Annotated in this window: 16 protein-coding genes; 10 read left to right on the top strand and 6 right to left on the bottom strand. The window is 73.3% G+C overall.

Features of this window, described 5'->3' with window-relative positions; translation table 11 throughout:
• Window positions 1-118 precede the first annotated feature (118 nt).
• From ABD080_RS06895 to ABD080_RS06885, 3 genes are all read left to right on the top strand, one after another.
• Window positions 119-1,165 carry a hypothetical protein gene (locus ABD080_RS06895; protein ID WP_343904176.1) on the top strand — a complete coding sequence of 349 codons (1,047 nt, stop codon included), beginning with the start codon at window positions 119-121 and terminating at the stop codon, window positions 1,163-1,165.
• 51 nt (window positions 1,166-1,216) lie between these two features.
• Window positions 1,217-1,813 (top strand): MarR family winged helix-turn-helix transcriptional regulator, encoded by a 597-nt coding sequence (locus ABD080_RS06890; RefSeq protein ID WP_137769761.1) that lies wholly within the window; start codon window positions 1,217-1,219, stop codon window positions 1,811-1,813.
• Between the two features lie 85 nt (window positions 1,814-1,898).
• Window positions 1,899-3,488: an SDR family oxidoreductase gene (locus ABD080_RS06885; RefSeq protein ID WP_343904175.1), complete on the top strand. Its 1,590-nt coding sequence runs from the start codon at window positions 1,899-1,901 to the stop codon at window positions 3,486-3,488.
• Here the strand turns inward: ABD080_RS06885 and ABD080_RS06880 are convergent.
• Complete coding sequence (locus ABD080_RS06880; RefSeq protein WP_343904174.1) at window positions 3,471-5,633, bottom strand: MMPL family transporter; 2,163 nt, start codon at window positions 5,631-5,633, stop codon at window positions 3,471-3,473. The genes ABD080_RS06885 and ABD080_RS06880 overlap by 18 nt on opposite strands.
• Window positions 5,634-5,919: 286 nt before the next feature.
• Between ABD080_RS06880 and ABD080_RS06875 the strand changes: the two genes are divergently transcribed.
• From ABD080_RS06875 to ABD080_RS06865, 3 genes are all read left to right on the top strand, one after another.
• Window positions 5,920-7,602 carry a polysaccharide deacetylase family protein gene (locus tag ABD080_RS06875; RefSeq protein WP_343904173.1) on the top strand — a complete coding sequence of 561 codons (1,683 nt, stop codon included), beginning with the start codon at window positions 5,920-5,922 and terminating at the stop codon, window positions 7,600-7,602.
• A 43-nt stretch (window positions 7,603-7,645) separates the two neighbouring features.
• Window positions 7,646-8,686, top strand: a complete 1,041-nt coding sequence (locus ABD080_RS06870) for a patatin-like phospholipase family protein (protein WP_343904172.1) — start codon at window positions 7,646-7,648, stop codon at window positions 8,684-8,686.
• Between the two features lie 153 nt (window positions 8,687-8,839).
• Complete coding sequence (locus ABD080_RS06865; RefSeq protein WP_343904171.1) at window positions 8,840-10,549, top strand: sensor histidine kinase; 1,710 nt, start codon at window positions 8,840-8,842, stop codon at window positions 10,547-10,549.
• 59 nt (window positions 10,550-10,608) lie between these two features.
• Here the strand turns inward: ABD080_RS06865 and ABD080_RS06860 are convergent, their stop codons facing one another.
• A complete protein-coding gene (locus tag ABD080_RS06860) occupies window positions 10,609-11,166 on the bottom strand; it encodes a DJ-1/PfpI family protein (protein WP_343904170.1) in 558 nt (185 codons plus the stop codon).
• Between the two features lie 149 nt (window positions 11,167-11,315).
• On the opposite strand from ABD080_RS06860, the gene ABD080_RS06855 reads away from it, so the two are divergent.
• Window positions 11,316-13,208, top strand: a complete 1,893-nt coding sequence (locus tag ABD080_RS06855; RefSeq protein ID WP_343904169.1) for an XrtP-associated glycosyltransferase — start codon at window positions 11,316-11,318, stop codon at window positions 13,206-13,208.
• An 11-nt stretch (window positions 13,209-13,219) separates the two neighbouring features.
• Here the strand turns inward: ABD080_RS06855 and ABD080_RS06850 are convergent, their stop codons facing one another.
• From ABD080_RS06850 to ABD080_RS06840, 3 genes are read right to left on the bottom strand one after another with little or no spacing between them, the layout of a single operon-like run.
• Entirely contained in the window at window positions 13,220-13,588 is a 369-nt protein-coding gene (locus ABD080_RS06850; protein ID WP_343904168.1) for a response regulator transcription factor, read from the bottom strand.
• 46 nt (window positions 13,589-13,634) lie between these two features.
• Window positions 13,635-14,378, bottom strand: coding sequence for a FadR/GntR family transcriptional regulator (locus tag ABD080_RS06845; protein WP_343904167.1), 744 nt, complete (start codon window positions 14,376-14,378; stop codon window positions 13,635-13,637).
• Complete coding sequence (locus ABD080_RS06840) at window positions 14,375-15,157, bottom strand: SDR family oxidoreductase (RefSeq protein ID WP_343904166.1); 783 nt, start codon at window positions 15,155-15,157, stop codon at window positions 14,375-14,377. The genes ABD080_RS06845 and ABD080_RS06840 overlap by 4 nt, the downstream gene beginning before the upstream one ends.
• Before the next feature lie 73 nt (window positions 15,158-15,230).
• Between ABD080_RS06840 and ABD080_RS06835 the strand changes: the two genes are divergently transcribed.
• Window positions 15,231-16,019 carry an SDR family NAD(P)-dependent oxidoreductase gene (locus tag ABD080_RS06835; RefSeq protein WP_343904165.1) on the top strand — a complete coding sequence of 263 codons (789 nt, stop codon included), beginning with the start codon at window positions 15,231-15,233 and terminating at the stop codon, window positions 16,017-16,019.
• A gap of 16 nt (window positions 16,020-16,035) precedes the next feature.
• Here ABD080_RS06835 and ABD080_RS06830 read toward each other — a convergent pair whose 3' ends face one another.
• Window positions 16,036-17,073, bottom strand: a complete 1,038-nt coding sequence (locus tag ABD080_RS06830; protein ID WP_343904164.1) for a hypothetical protein — start codon at window positions 17,071-17,073, stop codon at window positions 16,036-16,038.
• 104 nt (window positions 17,074-17,177) lie between these two features.
• Here ABD080_RS06830 and ABD080_RS06825 point away from each other — a divergent pair, with 104 nt between their 5' ends.
• Both ABD080_RS06825 and ABD080_RS06820 read left to right on the top strand, forming a co-directional pair.
• Window positions 17,178-18,647, top strand: a complete 1,470-nt coding sequence (locus ABD080_RS06825; protein ID WP_343904163.1) for a glycosyltransferase family 4 protein — start codon at window positions 17,178-17,180, stop codon at window positions 18,645-18,647.
• Entirely contained in the window at window positions 18,647-20,395 is a 1,749-nt protein-coding gene (locus ABD080_RS06820; RefSeq protein ID WP_343904162.1) for a heparinase II/III domain-containing protein, read from the top strand. Before ABD080_RS06825 ends, ABD080_RS06820 begins: the two co-directional genes overlap by 1 nt.
• The last annotated feature ends 5 nt before the right edge of the window (window positions 20,396-20,400 follow it).

The raw sequence follows: 20,400 nt of genomic DNA, 5'->3' as shown, positions 1-20,400 counted from the left end.
CGCCGTGGGCCGGTGACCGCTCTCACCGACGGCCCGCCCCGGAACGTGACCTGGGCGACGTCGCTCCACGCGGTCGTTCCCTAGAGTATGGCGGGTACCCCCTCCCTGAGGAGCCTCTGTGCCGATCCGCCCCCCGACGTTCTTCGTGCGCCTGCTGGCCGCGGCGATGCTCGTGGTGACGGCGCACCTCGCTCCGGCGGCCGTGATGGCGGATTCCTCGCCCGGCGCTGCGGAGACCCAGGAGGACGTGTGCCGCTCACCGAAGGTGAACGCGAGCCCCTCCGAGGTCGCACCGCAGGCGCAGGTCTCGGTGACCGGCTCCTGCCTCGCCACGACCCGCGGTAGCGTGACGCTGCAGGTGGGCAGCGAGAACCGCGGCTCTGTGACGACCGGGGCGGACGGCGAGTTCAGCACGAGCCTCGAGGCGCCGAAGGCGACGGGCAGCGCGGTCATCGCGGTGATCGACGACGGCCGCACCGTCGCCTCGACGACGATCACGGTCGTCGAGGAGGACGCCCCGTCGGAGGATCCGGCGCCGACGGAGGACCCGTCCTCGCCCGCCGAGGATCCGACGGAGGACCGGACGAGCGATCCGCCGTCGGCCCCGTCCTCCACCACGGCGCGGGAACCCTCCCCGGAGCCGACCACCACTCCCCCGGCGAGCCGCAGCGCGGACCCGTCCCCGAGCCGCTCGCCGGAGCCCACCACCTCCTCGACGCCGAGCGAGGAGCCGACCCGCTCCGCCGGGAGCGGCAGCTCCCGCGGCACGGGCGCCTCGGGCAGCACCGGTCAGGCGGAGGAGCCGGGGACCGGCGCCTCGACGACGCCGAGCCGCGCAGGTGAGGACGCCACCGCGCGCGCCACGCCGACGACCCCTGCCGCGCAGTCGCCGACGACGGACGGCCCGACGGCGGAGATCAGCACCCCCAGCACCTCCGCCTCCGCCACCGCCGCGGACCCGGCCGAGGCGAGCACCCCGGCGGTGGTCGCGCCGAGCGGCGCCGCGACGTCCGCAGCCGCCTCCGACGGCGGCGAGGGCGAGCAGCGCGCCGCCGCCCGCCCGGCGGCCGGGGGCGCGATAGTCACAGCCGTGGGCTCCGTGGCCGGGGTGGCGCTGCTGGGCACCGCGGGCGTGGTCCTCCTGCGTCGCCGCGGCGACGGCTGATCGCCCACCGCGCTCTGCCGGGCACGCCGGCGCCCTCGGTAGAGTGACGCCATGACGCGTCCCTCCGACAGCTCGCCCCGCGCGGCCTGGAGGCCGTTCGACATCGACGCGAACGACCCGCACGGGGAGCTCGTGGACCGCTCGTCGCTCAGCTCCGAGCAGATCGCCGAGATCGACGCCCTGATGGCCGCCCTGGTGGAGCTGCGGCAGGTGGAGGAGCAGCTCTCCCGCGCATCCCAGGAGTACATGGACCTGAACTCCACGGACATGCGAGCCGTCCATTTCCTCATGATCAGCGAGAACCGGGGCGAGGTCACGACCCCGGGCATGCTCGGCGCCCACCTCGGCCTGTCCTCGGGTGCGACGACCAAGCTCCTCGATCGGCTGGAGGCCTCGGGCCATGTCCGCCGCACTCCCCATCCCCACGACAGGAGGAGCCTGGCTCTGACGGTCGAGCCTGCGACGCGGGAGGCGGCGATGTCCACCATGGGACGGCAGCAGGCCGGCCGTTTCCGGGCGGCCGCGGCACTGTCCGGTGAGGAGCGCTCGACCGTCACCCGCTTCCTGCTCCACATGGCCCAGGAGATCTCGCCCGCGTCCCAGGAGTGGGCCGGTTCGCGGGACAGGGGCCGCGCCGGACGAGAATGAGCGCCGCCGAGCGAGCACGTGGACCGCTCGGTCCGGCGGCAGGGGGCCGGTGGCGCCTGCGCTGGCCGTGGGCGACGATGTCGGGGTGATCTCGAACCAGGATGAGGAAGCACGGACCTCCGCCGAGCGGAATGATGCCGAGCGCGTGCTCGTGACGGGGGCGACCGGCTATGTCGGCGGCCGGCTCGTCCCCGAGCTGCGGGCCGCGGGTGCACGGGTGCGCGTGTGCGGGCGGGACCCCCGGCGGCTCGCGGCGCAGCCCTGGGCGGAGGAGGTCGAGGCCGTCACCGCGGACCTCTCCGACCGCTCGGCGGTGCGCCGTGCCCTGGCGGAGGTGCAGGTCGTCGTCTTCCTCGTCCATGCGATGGGCGGCGGCTCCGGCTTCGAGGAGCGGGAGGCGCGGATGGCGCGCATCATGGCGGAGGAGGCCGCACGCGCCGGCGTGCGGCGCATCGTGTACCTCTCGGGACTGCACCCCGACGACGAGCCCCTGAGCACCCACATGCGCTCGCGCGAGCGGGTGGCGCAGATCCTGCGGGAGGGCGAGGTGCCGGTCGTCGTCCTCGAGGCGGCCACGGTCATCGGCGCCGGCTCGGCGAGCTTCGAGATCATCCGCCATCTCTCGGAGCGGCTGCCGATCATGCCGGCGCCGCGGTGGGTGCGGCACCGCATCGAGCCCGTCGCCGTGAGCGACGTCCTCCACTATCTCGTCGCGGCGGCCACCGCCCCCGGCGAGGTCTCCGGCACCCTCGCCGTGGGCAGCGGCGAGTCCGAGCTGCGCTTCGCCGATCTGCTGACGATCTACGCGGAGGTGGCGGGGCTGTCGCGGCGCCGCGTGCTCGCCCTGCCCTTTCCCGCCCCCGGGCTCTCCGGCCTGTGGATCGGCCTGATCACCCCCGTCCCCCGGGCGATCGCCGCACCCCTGGCCCACTCGATGCAACATGATGCCGTGGCACGGCCCCCGCTCGCCGCGGAGGTCCTCCCCCCGCCGCCCTCCGGCCCCACGTCCTATCGCGCGGCCGTGCGGACCGCCCTGGACCACCAGCGCGAGGGGGAGATCGCCACGAGCTGGGAGGCGGACGTGCGCCGGGACCGCGCCCCGGAGGCGCCTCTGCCGGAGGATCCCGACTGGGCGGGGCAGACGGTGTACACGGACGAGCGGGAGCTCGTGGCGACGGATGTCGACCCGTCGGAGGTGTGGCGCGTGATCGAAGGGATCGGCGGGGCGTCGGGGTGGTACTCCACCCCGCTGCTCTGGACGCTGCGCGGCCTGGCGGACCGGGCGGTGGGCGGTCCGGGACTGAGCCGAGGACGCCGTGACCCTCACCGGCTGCGGGTGGGCGACGCGGTCGACTGGTGGCGTGTGGAGAACATCGAGGAGGGACGGGTCCTCACGCTCCGGGCGGAGATGCGCATGAGCGGGCGCGCCTGGCTGCAGCTGCGCGTGGACCCGGCCGAGGAGGGCGGTTCCCGCTATCGCCAGCGGGCCGTGTACTTCCCGGACGGTTTGCCGGGACGGCTCTACTGGTGGGCGATCTCCCCCTTCCACGCCCTCGTCTTCCCGGCGATGGCCCGGAACATCCTCGCCGCCGCCCGGCGGGGCGAGAATGCCCCGGCGTCCCGTGCCGCGGGCGGCTCCGCGGCACGGGGGCGCAGCTCAGGCCGAGGGGCGTGATCCGCGGGGCACCCTCGAGGGCCACCAGATGCGGTCACCGATCAGGATCGCGAGGGCGGGCACCAGGAAGGTGCGCACCACGAGCGCGTCCATGAGCACCCCGAGCGCGACGATGATCGCCAGCTGCAGGAGGAACTGGATCGGTATCACGAGCAGCGCGGCGAAGGTCGCGGCGAGCACCACGCCCGCGCTCGTGATGACGCCGCCGGTGAGCGACAGGCCGCGCAGCGTGCCCTCCCGGGTGCCATGGACGAGCGACTCCTCCCGCACCCGGGTCATGAGGAAGATGTTGTAGTCGATCCCCAGAGCGACGAGGAACACGAAGGCGTAGAGCGGCACCGACGGGTCGGAGCGCTCCTGGCCGATGAGGTGGAACACGACCGCGCTGACGCCGAGCGCCGTGCCGAAGCTGAGCACGGTGGTCAGCAGCAGCACTACGGGCGCGATCAGGGATCGCAGCAGCAGGGCGAGCATGAGGGTGATCGCGACGAGGACGATCGGGATGATGAGGGCGCGGTCGTGGGCGGAGGTCGCGTTCGTGTCGAGGTCCACCGCGGTGGAGCCGCCCACCTGGGCGCCGTCGGGGCCGACGGCGTCGCGCAGGGCGGTGACCACCTGCTCGGCCGCGAGGGAGTCCGAGGGCGCGTCGAGGGTGACGGAGAAGAGCAGCTGTCCGTCGATCTCGGTGGGCTCGACTCCGGCGAAGGGTCCGGCGGTCGCCTCGGGGGTGACCTCCCCGTCGGCGCCGACGGGGATGCTCCCCGACGGCGTGTCCTGGGAGACGAGGGCGAGCGCGTCGACGCCGTCGGTCGCCGTGATCCCCTGGGCGACCTCGGCGCGGCTCTCCGCCGGGGCGAGGACGTAGGTGGGCGAGCCGGAGCCTCCCGCGAAGTGGCGGTCGAGGGCCTGCTGACCGTCGCGGGCCTGGCTCGCGCCGAGCACGAACTCGCTCTGGGGCACACCGTCGGCCTGGAGGAGCGTGAGCCCGCCGCAGCCGATGACGAGCAGCGCGACGACCGTGGCGGCGACCCGGCGCGGGGCGGCGGCGACGAGGCGGCCGGCGCGGGCGAAGGGTCCCCGGGCGTCGGCTCCGATGAGCTGGGGGTGGGGGCTCCCATGGCGGGGAGCGCGGGGCCAGAAGGCGGCCCGCCCGACGAGCGCGAGCAGCGCCGGGAGGAAGGTGAGCGAGGTGAGCATCGCGCACAGGATGCCGATCGCGGCCACCGGCCCGAGGGCGGCGTTCGAGCCGAGGTCGGAGAGCAGCAGGCAGAGCAGGCCGACGATGACCGTGCCGCCCGAGGCGAGGATCGGTTCGAGCACTCCGCGCAGTGCGCGCCAGGAGGCGCGGGCAGCAGAGGCGTGGTCGCGCAGCTCCTCACGGAATCGGGTGACGAACAGCAGCGAGTAGTCGGTGGCCGCGCCGATCACGAGGATGAACAGGATGCCCTGCACCTGGCCGTTGATGGTCACCAGGCCGGCCTCCGCGAGGCTCACGTTGAGGAGGATCGCTGCGCACAGCGCGGTCATCGAGCTGAGGAGCACGAGCAGCGGCAGCAGCGGCGAGCGGTAGACGATCACGAGGATCAGCAGCACCACGGCGAGCGCGACGACCAGCAGGATCCCGTCGATGCCGGCGAAGGCCGCCTGGAGGTCCGCGGTGAAGCCGGCGGGGCCGCTCACCCAGGCGCCGAGGCCCGGCGGGAGATCCTCGAGTCCTGCCTCGAGGGCCTCGACGGCCTCGCCGGAGTCCTCGCCGGACGGGATGGACACCACGACCTGGGCGGCCTCACCGTCCTCGGCGGGGATGACCGGGGAGGCGGTGGCGCCGGGCACGACGTCGCCGGCGTCCCCGACGAGATCCTCGAGCGCGGTGAGATCCGCGTCCTCGAGACCGCCGTCCCGCTCGATCACGAGGATCGCGGGGACCGCGTCCGAGCCGGTGAACTCCGCGATGCGGTCCTGGACCGCGGTGGACTCGGCGCTCGCGGGGAGGAACGAGGCCCGGTCCTCGGTGGCGACGTCGCCGATCCGGCCGAAGCTGGCGCCTCCGGCGCCGAACACCGCGATCCAGAGCACGACGAGCAGGGCGGGCAGCAGGGCACGCAGGAGGAGCGGAGGGCGGAGGACGGGTTCACGAGGGGCCACGCGCAAACTCTCTCGCGAGGAGAGAAGAAATTCAAGCGAGAGATTCGCGAGCGCCCTGCGCGGGGCATCGGCGAGCGCCCGCTCCGGCGACGCCGGAGGGGGTGACGGAGGGCCGTCCACCTGCCGGGGGACCCGCCGGTCCTCGCCCTCCGTCGAAAGTCGGATCCCACATCGGCTGGTCGTCGATGACCTGCTTTTTTGGTGCTCCCTTGACCCCGCATTGGTCGTAGGCTGACCCAGGCGCGGCACGAGCCCGCCGTTCCATGCGGAGAGGGCAGATCGACTGATGCGGCAGGACCACGAGGGGCGCACCCGCCACCGTCACCTCGGCCGGGCGGAGCTGCGGCGCCGCCGATTCCTCGCCGGCGGGATCGCGGCGCTCGGGCTGGGGGGCCTGGGCGTGGGCGGCGTCGCCCTCCTGCATCCGAGCGGCCCGCAGGGGCCCGCGGGTCACGGGCGGGATCGCGGGCACCGTGCGCACGGCCCGCTCACCGACCTCCCGGACCGCGCCGCGCACGTCCCGCAGGCGGCGATGCAGAAGCTCCCGGCGCTCGCGCCGGCCACCGTGGAGATCCCGCACCTGCCCACCGCGCCCGGCCTCGACGCGGCGATCGGCGTGAGCGTCGCGAAGCTGCTGCGCGAGCGCGCCGTGCGCGGGGAGGCGGCGACGCTGCAGGTCACCGGGCGGATCATCGCGAGCTCCCCGCAGGCGCTCGGGGTGCTGCTGGACGTGCACGAGGAGGAGGGGGTCTCCTCGGCGCTGCTGTGGTACCGGGCCGAGGGCGACCGCGCCTTCACCTCCCCCGGTCTCGTGGATGCCGAGCAGTGGCCGGCGTTCGTGAGCGCCGTCCGCGAGCTCGCGGGGCAGGAGCGGGGCGTGGACGTCGAGGAGGTGACGGCGCTGCTGCAGGAGCAGCCGCGGCCGTGGGGCAACGGTCCCGCCCTGCTGCCGCGGGCCGACGGCACCCTCGACGTGCTCCTGCCGACGGTGGGCCGCGGGGACGACGCCCGCGAGCTGCTGCTCACCGTGCCCGAGGAACAGGCGGGCGCGCTGCTGGCCGAGGACGGCCTCGCCGTGCGCGCGGCGATCGCGGAGCCCTCCGGCCACGACCCCGAGGCCGTCACCGTCCCCGACCCCGGCGGCTCCGTGACGACGACCGAGCACCCGGGCACGGGCGGAGCGGCCCGGGCGGCGGCCGCCCGCGGGCCGCGCACCCAGCTCGCCCCGCTCGCGCCTGAGGGCGAGCGGCCCTCCCCCGTGACCGCCCCGGATGCGCGGCTGCTGCGGGCGATCGCGCTGACCTTCGACGACGGCCCCAGCCCGACGCTCAACGCGACCCTGCGCGAGCACCTGCTCGCGGAGCGCGCGGCGGCGACCTTCTTCATGATCGGCCGCAGCGCGCAGGGCTCCCCCGCGCTCGTCGCGGCGACCGCGGCGGCGGGGCACGAGGTCGGCAGCCACTCCTGGTCCCACCAGGAGCTCTCGAAGCTGCAGGGCTCCGCCCTGGGCGACGAGGTGGACAAGCCGGCGACCGCGCTCGAGCAGGCGATCGGGCGGGCGCCCTCGATCATGCGACCGCCCTTCGGCGCCCGGAACCGCACCACGGACCGCGCCGCCGGGGCCCTCGGCGAGGGCGTGGTGCTCTGGGACGTGGACACGCTGGACTGGAAGACCCGCGACGCCGCGAAGACCCTCGCCGCCGTGCAGGACAGCGCGCACCGCGGCTCGATCATCCTCATGCACGAGATCCACGAGCAGTCCGTCGCGGCGGTGCCGAGCGTGCTCGCCTGGATCCGGGAGGCGGGGCTGACGACGCTGACCTGCCAGGAGATCGCGCAGAACAGGCTGCACCCGGGGCAGCGGATCTCCCACGGCGCGGAGCGGGACGGCGCCGCGTCCCGGAAGGACGCGGGGACGCCGACGGCGACCTCGGGCGCGGCGGCGCAGCTGCGGGGCGCCGCCCGCTGACACGGCCCGTCGGGGCGTGGGCGCCCGCCCCTACGGTGGGGCGATGACCCCTCCCCCGCCGATGCTCCCCGCTGATCCCCCGCCCGCCGATCCGTCCCGCCGCGTGGACCTCGTGCTCGAGGGCGGCGGGGTGAAGGGCATCGCGATCGCGGGCGCCCTCGAGGTGCTCGCCGAGCGCGGATACACCGTGAACCGGGTGGCGGGATCCTCCGCCGGGGCGATGGCCGGGGCGCTCGCGGCGGCCGGGGTGCCGGCGAGGAGGCTCGTGGAGATCCTGCGCGGCACCGACTACCGCGCCTTCCAGGACGGCGGCTGGTGGACCCGGACCCTGCCGGGGATGGCGCTCGCGATCGCGCTGCGCAACGGCGTGCACCCCGGGAAGCGGCTCGAGTCCTGGACGCGGGAGCAGCTCGAGGCGCACGCCCCGTCACCGGTGCGCACGTTCGCGGATCTCGCCTATGCCGATCCGGACGGCGAGGAGATCGCCGGCCCCGCCACCCGGCTCACGGTGACCGCCTCGGACCTCTCCGCGGGGCGCCTGCGCTTCCTGCCGGAGGATGCCGCCGCCTACGGCCAGGAGCCCGGGGCGATGGACGTGGCGCAGGCGGTGCGGGCCTCGGCCTCGATCCCGTTCGTATTCCGCCCCGCCCGCTTCACCGATGCGCTCGGCCGGGCGGCGTGGCTCGTGGACGGCGGGCTGCTCTCGAACTTCCCTGTCGAGGTGTTCGACCGTCCCGGCGGCCGCGCGCCGCGCTGGCCCACCTTCGGCGTGAAGCTCTCCGAGCGGCCCACCGAGGCGGCGGGGCCCGTGCACCGGATCCGCGGGCCGCTGAGCTACGCGAAGGCCGTGGCGGGCACCGTCACGGGCTTCTACGACCGGATGCACATCGAGTCCTCGCACGCGGTGGCGCGCACGATCTTCATCGACACCTCCGCCGTGAAGCCCACCGAGTTCGACCTCTCCGACGAGCAGCGGGAGGCGCTTTACGCGGAGGGCCGGGAGGCGGCGATCCAGTTCCTGGACGGGGACGCGACCCACGAGGCCTGGGACTTCGCGCGGTACGTGGAGCGGTTCCGCTCCTGAGCCGGGGAGACGGTGGCTGGCGGTGCGCGATCACGGTGGCAGCGCCGGCTTGCCAGACCCGTCTGACGGCACCAGACTGCAGTCGGTGGAGCACAGCGGGGGCCTTGCTCCTCTGCCCCCCAGTCGTCGGAGGCCCCGGAGAAGGATGTGGCCGTGGACGTCGCCGCTTCGCTGTCCCGTCAGCTCGCGAAGGTGGTGTCCCCAGCCTCCGGCACTGCGGAGAAGCAGATCTACTTCCTCGCCTTCTTCCTGACGTTCACCGTCGTCGTGGCGATCTCCGGGGCGTCGCTGGTCCTGGCGCCGGCCTATCTCGCAGCGCTCGGGCTGCTGCTGGTTGCGACCCTCCTCGCCTACGTCGTGCCGTGGGACCGGGTCTCTCCCCTCGGCCTCGCGATCGTCCCGCTGCTCGACATCGCGGCGATCGGTCTGGTGCGCGACCTCATGCGGGAGATCGCGACGGCCACCTCGCTCCTCGCGCTCATCCCGGCGCTCTGGCTCGCCGCTCGCCTGAGGACCCGCGGAGCCGTCCTCGCGACCGTGAGCGTGGCGGCGGCGTTCACGGTGCCGACGCTTCTCCGCGCGCACCCCCTCGATTCCGTCACCCTCGCCCAGGCGGCGCTGCTCCCGTTCACGGTGCTGCAGGTGGGGCTCCTCGTCACCGGCGGGCTGGCGGTGCACGATCGACAGACCGAGCGGGTCACCACCGCTCTCGCGGAGAAGGAGGCTCTGCTCGACGCGGCCGACATGTGGAAGCGGCGTCTCGAGAACATCATCGACAGCGTCGACACGGGCATCGTGGTGGTCGATCGGGACGGGCACGATCTTCTGATGAACCGCACGCAGCGGACCATCCACAGGAGCGCCTCACCGCCCGGTCCCGGTGACCCGGACGAGTCGCAGCTGCTGCTGCACTACCCGGGGACGACCCGACCCATCCACCCTGACCGCAGGCCGGTGCGTCGCGCGGTGCAGCAGGAGTCCTTCAGCAACTACGTGATCTCCGTGGGGCCGGCGGGGCCCGGGAGCGCCGCCTACTCGACCTCCGCGCGGCAGATCATCGACGCCCACGGGGAGCGGGACGGCGCCGTGGTGGTGTTCACTGATGTCACGCAGTACATCGAGTCCGCACGAAAGCAGGAGCAGTTCGTCGCCACCGTCTCCCACGAGCTGCGCACGCCGCTCACGTCGGTGCTCGGCTACCTGGAGATCGCCCGGGACGACCCCGACCTGCCCCGCGAGACCGGATCCTTCCTCGACGTCGCGCACCGCAACGCCGAGCAGCTGCTCTCGATCGTCGAGGAGCTGCTGCGGGACCAGGCCTCGAGATCCGGCACCGACGCCCTCACCCTGCGCCCGACCCGCATCTCGGATCTCCTGCGCGAGACGGTCGAGTCCGTCGCCCTCCGCGCCGGTGAGCTCGGGCTGACCATCGAGCAGGACCTCGTGGAGACGCCGCTGCAGCCGATCGATGCCTCTCGGATGAGGCAGGCCATCGGGAACCTGGTGTCGAACGCACTGAAGTACACCCCGCGCGGCGGGACCGTGCGCGTGCACACGTGCTTCGCCGAGAGCAGCGTCGAGCTGGCCGTGACGGACACGGGGATCGGCATGTCGGATCAGGAGCAGACGGATCTGTTCACCGACTACTACCGCACCCGGACCGCGCTGGAGAGCGACATCCCGGGCCACGGGATCGGCCTGGCCCTCACGCTCCGCATCGTCCGGGCCCACGGCGGCCAGATCAGCGTGGTGTCGAGCCCGGGATCGGGGTCCACCTTCACGATCAGGCTTCCGATCGGCGAGGACCTCGACGCTCCTCGCGCATCCGCTCCCTCCACGTCGGGCGGGAGCGCCTCGGCCTGAGCCACCTCGACCCGGGGCGGGATGCGCGTCGCGCGCATGCACCGGACACGCAGAACGGTTCAGGCGAGGTGCTCCCCGATCGCAGCGGTGAACTGCTCGAGGTCCTCCGGCGTGCGTGAGGTGATGAGGGTGAAGGACCCCGTGTCATCCACCGCGACCGGCTCGTCCACCCAGCTGCCGCCCGCGTTGGAGATGTCGGTGCGGAGGGAGGCGTAGGAGGTGAGGGTCCGCCCTTCGACGAGGTCGGCCTCGACGGCGAGCCAGGGCCCATGGCAGATCGCGGCGATCGGGGTCCCCGCCTCGGCGAAGCCCTTCACGAGGCGGAGCGCGTCGGCGTCGAGTCGGAGGGAATCCGCGTTGAGGGTGCCGCCGGGGACGACGAGCACCGCGTGCCCTTCCACGTCGACGTCCGCGAGGGTCGAGGTCGCAGGGACGGTGGGCCCGGGGTCCTTGTCCGAGACGAGAGTCCGGATGTCCTCCCCGTCGGGGGTCGCGACCGTGACGGCGTATCCGGCGCCTTCGAGGTACCGCTGCGGGGCGAGGAGCTCATCCGCCTCCACCCCGTAGGACGTCGCGATGATGAGGGCGCTCTTCTGGTCAGCGTTCTGCTCGTTCATGACAGGGCCTTCCTTCCGGTTCGATGTCCGTCGACTCTAGGAGAGCGCCCCGATCGCGCAACCCCCGGCCTGCACCGAACGCACGGCGGCCCGCTCTGGGCTACCATCGCGCGAGGGCACAGGGCCCTCTCGGCGGAAGGGATCCCCCCGTGAGGTCTGCTCTGATCATCGTGCTGGCGTCGGCGTACGGCCTTCTCGCCGTCTTCGTGTTCGGCATGTCCGGGGCGTTCACGCGGTTCGGCACCATGCTGTGGAAGGACGTCGCCGTCCTGCTGCTGACGGTCGTCGCCGCCTGCGCTCTGACCTACGTGTCCTTGCTGCTCATGACCTTCCTGCGCGAGATCCGCGCACCCCGCAGCACGGCCGGTGACCCGGACGCGCTCTCCTGGCACCTGCTGGTGCCGTGCCGCGACGAGGAGAACGTCATCGCGGAGACCGTCTCCGCCGCCCGCACCTCCTTCCCGGGCGCCCACGTGTGGGTCATCGACGACGCGAGTGAGGACTCCACCGCCGCGGTGGTCCGCGATCTGATGGTGTTCGACCCGAAGGTCCATCTCATCTCCCGGGTCGCGCCCGAGGCGCGCACGGGCAAGGGCGACGCCCTGAATGCCGCCTACCGGATCGTCTCCGAGCACGTCGGCGACTCCCCCACGGACCGTCACCGGACGATCGTGGGCGTGCTGGACGCCGACGGCTTCCTCTCCGACAACACGCTGACGCTGCTCGCCGGACCCGAATCCTTCGGCGACGACGAGATCGGTGCGGTCCAGCTCGAGGTGTGGATGAAGAACCGCGGGGACCGCCGCCCGCGCCCCGAGGACGGGCGGCTGCTAAACCTCGTGGGCCGGATGCTCGTGCGCATGCAGGACCTGGAGTTCCGCACGACCAACTCGGCGATGCAGGTGCTGCGCGTGCGCACGGGGACCGTCGGCATGGGGGGCAACGGACAGTTCACCCGGCTCACGGTCCTGGACACCATCGCCGAGGAGCAGGGGCGGCCGTGGGGCAAGAAGCTCTGCGAGGACTACGAGCTGGGCCTGAACATCCTCGCGATGGGGATGAGGAACCACTATGTGCGGGATGCGCACGTCTCCCAGGAGGCGCTCCCGTACACGCGCCGGCTCATCCGGCAGCGCACCCGCTGGGCGCAGGGCAACATGGAGTGCGCCTCGGCGCTGCCCGCGCTGCGGAAGAGCCGGGAGCTGAGCGCGGCCGGGTTGCTGGAGATCCACTACTTCATGCTGCAGCCGCTGGTGATGATGCTGAACCTGGTGCTGGTGCCGCTGCTGCTCGCCGTGGGTGTCGCCCAGCACGGAGCGGACTTCTGGCGGGGGCTGGACCCGCTGCTCGTCCTCGGCGCGGCGCTGCTCTTCCTGATCCTGCCCTACGCGGTGTGGGGGCTCGTCTACCGACGGGTGAGCGGCGCCGAGGTCTCGATCCCGGCGGCGGTGGGCCTGGGCCTGCTGAACCTCGTGTACGTGTACCTGACGTACGTCTACTACGCGCGCGCGGCGTGGCGGGCCGTGACCGGGCGGACGGGGTGGGCGAAGACGCAGCGTAACGCCGATGGCCGGGTGCTCGCACCGGTCGAGCTGAGCCCGGAGCTGCAGGCGCTCGCGCTGATCCTCCCCTCCCGGATCGAGGATCTCGTCGACGAGCTCGAGGGCCGCTCGGACCTCGGGATGGACTTCGTCTCGGGCTGGGCGATCATGTGGCCGACCCGGCAGTCGCGGCTCGAGCGCGCCGTGGCGGCGGAGGTCCTGGCTCCCGCGCGGGACGCGATCGGCTCGATCAAGGTGTCCTCCGCGATGGTGGGCGCCGAACGTCTGGAGCGCGCCGCCGCGCAGCTGGAGGCGGCCCTCGTCGACCGCGACATGGAGGCGGCGCGCGCGCTCGTGCCCGTGGTCACGGCGATCGGCCGGGACAGCGTGGACGTGGTCCGTCAGGAGATCTCGGTGCGCCGTGCGCTGCAGAGCACGGCGCACACGGTGGCGCCGGAGACCGTCACCGAGACGCGGATGGTGCCCGTGCGGCGCCGGTGATCGGGCGTGGGCTAGGCGGGGTCGCCGCCCTCGAGGATCCGGCGGAGGTCCGTGCGCAGCTGCTGGGGGCGAAACGGCTTGGTGAGGTACGCGTCAGCCCCGGCCTCCAGGCCTGTTCGGATGTCCGCGTCCTGGGTGCGGGCGCTGAGCATGACGATGCGGCCGGTGGTCGCCGCACGGGAGCGGCGCACCACCTCGTAGCCCTCCATGTCCGGCAGGCCCACGTCGACCAGGGCGAGGTCCGGGGGCTCCGCCTCCAGCGCCGCGATCCCGTCGGCCCCGTTCGCGGCGGCGCGCACGGTGAAGCCCTCCTGCTGGAGCACCACCTCCAGGAGCCGACGGATGTCGTCATCGTCCTCGATCACGAGCGCAGTGGGCACGGGCGTCCTCCCCGGAAGTCGGCATCGGTCGGGATCGACCGTCTGGTCACAGCCTAGTTGCCGGGTCCGTCCCCGCGGGCCGCTCCGTGCGGTCCACGATCTCAGCCAGGGCGTCCCGGGCCTGCGCCTCCTGCCCCGCGATGATCGCGCGGGCGACCTCGCGGTGCAGGGCGAGGTCGTGGGGATCGGGCGGGAGGTCCGCCCGCTCGTGGAGGGCGCGGCTGCGCAGGGCCTCCTCGATCACGCCGCCCAGGCGCACGAACATGCCGTTGCCGGAGAGGGCGAGCACGGCGGCGTGGAGGGCGCGGTCCGCGGCGAGGAAGCCGCCTGCATCATCGGCCGCGGCCGCCGCCGTCATCGCCTCCGCGGCGCCGGCGAGCGCCGCGACCCGCTCCTCGTCGCGGTGGCCGACGGCGCCTGCGGCGGGCTCCTCCCCGTCGCGGCCGACGGCGCGTGCGGCGGCGGCCGCGGCCTCCGGCTCCACCGCGCGGCGCAGGGCGCGCAGCTCGTCCACCTGGACGGCGCGGTCCGGCCCGTCGAGCCGCCAGCGGATGACGTGCGGGTCCAGCAGCTCCCAGTGCTCCTGGCCGAGCACGCGCAGGCCCACGCGCCGGCCGGCGCTGAGCATGCCGAGCGCGGTGAGCACGCGCGTCACCTCGCGCACCACGCTGCGGGAGGCGCCGGTGCGGGTGACGAAGCCGTCCACCGTGTCCGCGTGGCCGGTGGGCAGGTCGCCGCGGGCGATCGCCGCGCCCAGCTGGTCGAGGGCGCGGGCGAAGGCGGTGCTCATGCCTGGGAGACGGGCGAGATCACGAGCTCGTCCACGCGCACGTGGGCGGGGGCGTCGAGCACGTGGAGCACGGAGGCGGTCACGTCCTCCGGGGTGAGCATGACGGCGCGGGCGGCGGCGCCAGGGACCTCGGGGCGCTGCTCGAGGAAGTCGGTGGCGACGTCGCCCGGGCACAGGTGGCAGGCGCGCACGCCGTGGCGGGCCTCCTGCTGGTTCAGCGTGCGCACGAGGGAGCCGAGCGCCGTCTTGCTCGCGGAGTAGGCGACGCCCGCGCCGGGCTGGAAGGACCAGCCGGCGTAGGAGGAGATGACCACCGCGATCCCGGCGCCCGCGGCGCGCAGGTGCGGCAGGGCCGCGTGCAGCGCGCTCGTGACGGCGCCGAGGTTCGTGGTGAGCACGGCCTCGACCTCGCCGAGGTCCTGGTCCTCCCAGCGGCGGCGGGGCGTGTTGAGCCCGGCGGCGAGCACCACGCCGTCGAGGCGGCCGCAGCGCTCCACGACCTCCTCCGCGGCGCGGGCCACGGCGGCGGTATCGGTGACGTCGAGCGGGAGGGCGATCGCGCGGCCGCCGGCCGCCTCGATCGCGGAGACGACGCCGGCGAGCTTCTCCTCGCGGCGGCCCGAGACCGCGACGGTCCAGCCGCTGCGGGCCGCGGCGATCGCGGCCGCGGCGCCCATGCCGCTGCCGCCGCCGGTCACCCAGAGCACGCGGGCGGGGGTATCGCCGACGGAGTGTGCGGCGGGTGCGGCGTCGGACTCGGGGGCGGGGCTGCTCGTCATCACGCGGCCAATAGTATGCTTTTTCGCGGGGCGGCCACCAGGGCGCTCCGGCAGGCCGACGGAGGGTGGAGCGATGAAGCTGGATCTGCGGGACCGGGTCGTGGTGGTGACGGGCGCGGCCCGCGGGATCGGCGCCGTGATCGCCGGGCGCTTCGCCGCCGAGGGCGCCCACGTCGTCGCCCTCGACCTCGCCTTCCCCGAGCCCGACCCCGGCGCGGAGCCCACCGACGAGGCGACGGGTGCCGCGCGCATCGAGAACCTCACCGTGGACGTCACGTCGCCGGAATCCGTGCAGGCCGCCGTCGGCACGATCGTCGAGCGCCACGGCACCATCGACGTGCTGATCAACAACGCCGGCATCAACGTCGACGGCCCCGTCGCCGAGCTCGACTGGGACCGCTGGCGCGCCTGCTTCGACGTCAACGTGGGCGGCGTGTTCCTCATGAGCCAGGCCGTCGCGGAGGTCATGAAGACCGCCCGACGCGGCCGCATCATCAACGCCGCCTCGTTCGCCGCGATCGTGCCGAGCGTGGGCAGCGCCGCCTACGCGGCGTCGAAGGCCGCCGTGGTGCAGCTGACCCGCGTGCTCGCCTCGGAGCTCGGCCCGTACGACGTCACCGTCAACGCCTACGCCCCCGGCATGGTCCCCACCGCCATGAACGGCTTCGCCGAGATGCCGCCCGAGGCGCAGGACCGCCTCCTGGACACCCTGTCCCTGCGACGCTGGGAATCGGCCGACGACGTCGCCGACCTGCTGATCTTCCTCGCGAGCGACCAGGCGGGCTACATCACCGGCACCCTCGTGGACGTCTCCGGCGGCAAGCTCGCCACCCAGATCCCCGCGCGGGCGTACGGGCGGTGAGCGGGGCCGCGCCGGATCACGCCGCGACGACGAGCGAGGAGTTCGAACGGTGCACGACGAGCGGCGCCGGGCCGTCGTTCGTCACGGCGACGCTCACCCGCACCGTCGTCCCACAGGGCTGCTGCGGCACGGTGACCTCGAGCTTCACGGGGATCAGCCGGTGGTGGCGGTACTCGTCGATGTGGTCCGGCTTCGTCGTCGCCGCGTCGAGCTCCTGACACACCTCGCCGCTTGAATCGAGCAGCTGCGCCGTCGCCGTGAGCTGCACAGTGCTGCCGGCCTCGTCGAGGTCCGCCTCGTCGCACCACGCGCGACCGTCCTCCCGGGAGCCGTTGACGATCGTGCAGGTGGTCAGGTGCAGGGAGGTGAGAGCGCGGAGGTCCGCGCCCGCCTCCACCGGCGCCTCAGTGCTCAGCACCGCCTGGGCCGGCCCCGGATCCACCGTGCGGGGCAGGCCGTCCGTGGAGGCCTGCCGGGCGTCCGCCCCGGCGGCCGTGGCGCGCCAGGTGCCGTCCACGTCGAAGGTGGTGCCCGCGGAGGCGACGTCGTCGTACGGGGCGGAGAGCTTGATGCTGCAGTCCACGGGGCCGTCCTCCGCGACGGTGACGAGGCCCTGGTTGCGGTAGGTCGTCTCCTCCCCCGTGAGCATGTTCTGGGTCCCGCCCGCGGTGATCCCGGGCCCGCCTGCCTGCGGTGAGCAGCTGAGGGTGACGCCGAGGTACATGGCGTTGCCGCCGCTGCCCTCCGGCTTCTCGCTCGTGACGTCGACGGTGACGAGGTACTCCTGGCCGGCGCGCGCCCAGAAGGTGCCCTCCGCGAAGCGGGGCTCCTCCGGGACGGTGAGCCTCGCGTGGCCGGAGACCGAGGCGGGCGCCTCAGGGAACGGCGGCAGGGTGGGGTCTGAGGTCGTCGGCGCAGGATCCGTCGGGACGTCATCCCCGGCACCTCGGATCATCACGATCGCCACGATCACGGCGAGCACGATCAGGAGGCCCAGTCCCGCCAGCAGGAGGGGTCGTCGGGACGTCGATCGCGGGGAGGTCTCCTCGGGCATCGCTGTCCTCTACTGGGCACGTGGTCCTGGCAACCGCCACAGTACCGGGACGGCGCAGACCCTAGGATGAGCCCGTCCCTGCCGCCTGCCTGGAGGTCTCCCTCGTGCCCGATCCGCTGTCCTCGAGCGTGACGACCCTGCGGAAGGCGCTGTGGCACCTCCGCCACGGCGGCATCGGCGAGCTGCGGCTCTGGTGGAGCCGGCAGGAGTCCCGCCGGGCGAAGCCCTCGACGCTCACGCACACCCCCAGTGCCCCCGGCGCCCCGAAGCCGGTCGTGGTCCGCAACTCCGATCTCGCCCGGGACGGATTCCCGTTGCCCGAGATGCGCGACGAGCCGGAGTACGCACCCCGCCGCGACCACGCGCTCTACCTGCTGCACAACGCGCTCCCCCACCATTCCGGCGGCTACGCGACCCGCACCCACGGGCTGCTCACCGAGCTGAACCGCATGGGCTGGGACGTGGACGGCGTGACGCGTCTGGGCTACCCCTACGACATGCCGAAGATGGCGGACCTCCCCGACCTGCCCGCGCACGAGCTGGTGGGCGAGGTGGACTACCACCACCTGCTCACCGGCCGGCAGATCGAGAAGAAGAACCCGATGTTCGACTACGTGGCCCGCTACGTGGACGCCTTGCTGCCGCTCGCCCGCACCGAGCGCCCGGCGATCCTCCACGGCGCCTCGAACCATTGGAACGGCCTCGCCGCGGTGAAGGCCGGCCGGATCCTCGGCATCCCGTCGGTGTACGAGGTGCGGGGGCTGTGGGAGGTCACGCGCGGCTCCCGCGATCCCGAGTGGGGGCGCAGCGACCAGTACCGCTACATCGCCCGCATGGAGGCCGATGCCGCCCGCGGCGCGACGAAGGTCCTCGCGATCACCCAGGCCCTCAAGGACGAGCTCGTCACGCGCGGCGTCGACGAGGAGAAGATCGTCCTGGTACCCAACGGCGTGGACTCCGAGCGCTTCACCCCGCTCCCCCGCGACGAGGAGCTCGCCGCGCAGCTCGGCGTCACCGGGAAGACCGTCATCGGCTACGTGGGCACCGTCGTGGACTACGAGGGCCTGGACCTGCTACTCGAGGCCGCCCGCGCCCTGCGCGCGACGCGCGAAGACTTCCACGTGCTGATCATCGGCGACGGCGCGAAGCTCGAGGAGCTGCAGGCCCTCGCCGCGGAGCAGCAGCTGGGCGATGTCGTCACCTTCACCGGCCGCATCCCGCACGAGGAGGTGGAGCGGTACTACTCGATCATCGACGTCACCCCGTTCCCGCGGCTCCCGCTGCCCGTGTGCGAGATGGTCTCGCCGCTCAAGCCCTTCGAGGCGATGGCGATGGGCAAGGCCGTCATCGCCTCCGACGTCGCCGCCCTCGCGGAGATCGTCACCCCCGGCACGAACGGGCTGCTGCACACCAAGGGCAGTGCCGCCTCGCTCACCGAGCAGCTCACCACGCTCCTGGACGATCCCGAGCTCGCCGCCCGCCTGGGCGCCCAGGCCCGGGACTGGGTAGTCGCCGAGCGGGACTGGAAGCAGCTCGCCGCGGTCGTGGCCGGCGTGTATGCGGAGATCGCGTGATGGCTGCTCGCGCCGTGCGCCCGCCGGAGCCTCCGCAGCCGCCCGGGCTCGACCTCTGGGCATCCCGTCGCCAGACCCTGCAGCATTCGGTGGACGACGCCGAGGTGGCGCGCCTGCTCGCGCACCAGCTGAAGATGGCGCCCCACCCGGAGTGGCGGATCCCCGAGGATCCCACCTGGCTGGAGGACCCGTTCGAGGATCGCAACTGGTGCTTCCAGTACCACTCGCTGCGCTGGCTCGAGCCGCTGCGCCGTGCGGCCGTGAAGCGCAACGCCCCCGCGCTCGAGATGTGGCTGCACTACATGCAGGACTGGACCGCGAAGAACCCGCGCGAGGGCGCGGCCTCTCCGTGGGCCTGGGTGGACATGGCCGACGGGCTCCGCGCCACCCAGCTGTGCCTCGCCGCGCCGCTCGTGTGGCGCCGGGCGAACGCGCACCTGCCCTGGATCGAGGCGGCGATCCGCGATCACGCCGAGCACCTCGCGGACCCGGACCACATGGGCAACGCGAACCATGCGCTGCACCAGCAGGAGGCGCTGTTCATCTGCGGTCGTGTCCTCAAAGAGGAGCGCTACTGGCGGCTCGCCTCCCAGCGGATGGGCTCGCTGTTGCGTGAGCAGTACGACGAGCAGGGCATGAACGCCGAAGGCGCTCCCGCCTACCACCACAACAACTTCATCTGGTGGGAGAAGGCGCTGCGTCGATTCGACCTGGAGCAGCTGCCGCGGCCGGAGGGAGCGGACAGGCACCTCCACGCACCGGAGCAGATCGCCCACGCCACGCGCCCGGACGGCACCCTCGTCTCGATCGGCGACACCGACGTGCTGCGCCCCACCAAGATCGACACCCCCTTCACCGACTACGTGACCACCGACGGGGCCGAGGGCACCGCGCCCTCGGAGACCGTCGCGGTCTACGACGCGGGCTACGTCTTCGCCCGCAGCGGCTGGGGCGACGCACAGCGCCCGTACTCGGCGCAGACCTACTACACGCTGCGCTTCGGCCCCGCCCGGCGCGTGCACGGCCACCCCGACGGGACGTCGCTGACGTACTCGGCACGCGGCGTGAACTGGATCGTGGACCCGGGGAAGTTCCAGTACGGCAACAGCACGCCACGGCACCATTTCGTCTCCCGGGCCGGGCACTCCGTGCTCTCCGTCGAGGGCCGCAAGGCGTTCCGCGACGCCTTCACCGAGCTCTCCCGGCACGAGATCCACGAGGATCACCACGACTTCCTGCTCGAGGACCTGAGCGTGGACCGGGTCGAGCTCACGCGTCGCGTCATCTACTCCACCGGCGGCGAGTACCTCGTCGTGATCGACGAGGCCGCCGCGAGGAAGAAGATCACCGGCGTGCTGAGGTGGCAGCTGGGGGCCGACGTCAATGCGGAGGCCTCCGACCATCAGGTGGATCTCACCGCAGCAGGCGAGCGCGCCGCACTCTGGTTCGATCCTGCCCCGCTCGACCTCACGACGGTGCGCGACCAGGACGATCCCTTCGACGGCTACGTCTCCGTGGGGTGGAAGAAGCTCGCCCCGGCCACGGCAGTCCTCGTGCGCCGCAGCGGCACCCGGCTCCGGTTCGTCACCGTGGTCGCCCCCGGCGCAGGAACCGCTCCCGAGGTGCGCCAGCTCTCCGAGGACGGTTCCCCGGAGATCACGCTCGAGGTCTCCAACGGTCTCGCGCGGCAGCGCATGATGATCGATCCCGAGTCGGTGACGATCACGGACCTGCCATCGCCGAGCTGATCGAG

The sequence above is a fragment of the Brachybacterium rhamnosum genome (assembly GCF_039526185.1).
Lineage (GTDB): Bacteria > Actinomycetota > Actinomycetes > Actinomycetales > Dermabacteraceae > Brachybacterium > Brachybacterium rhamnosum.
Note: the sequence above shows the minus strand (reverse complement) of the source record. Positions and strands in the feature narration are given on the sequence as shown.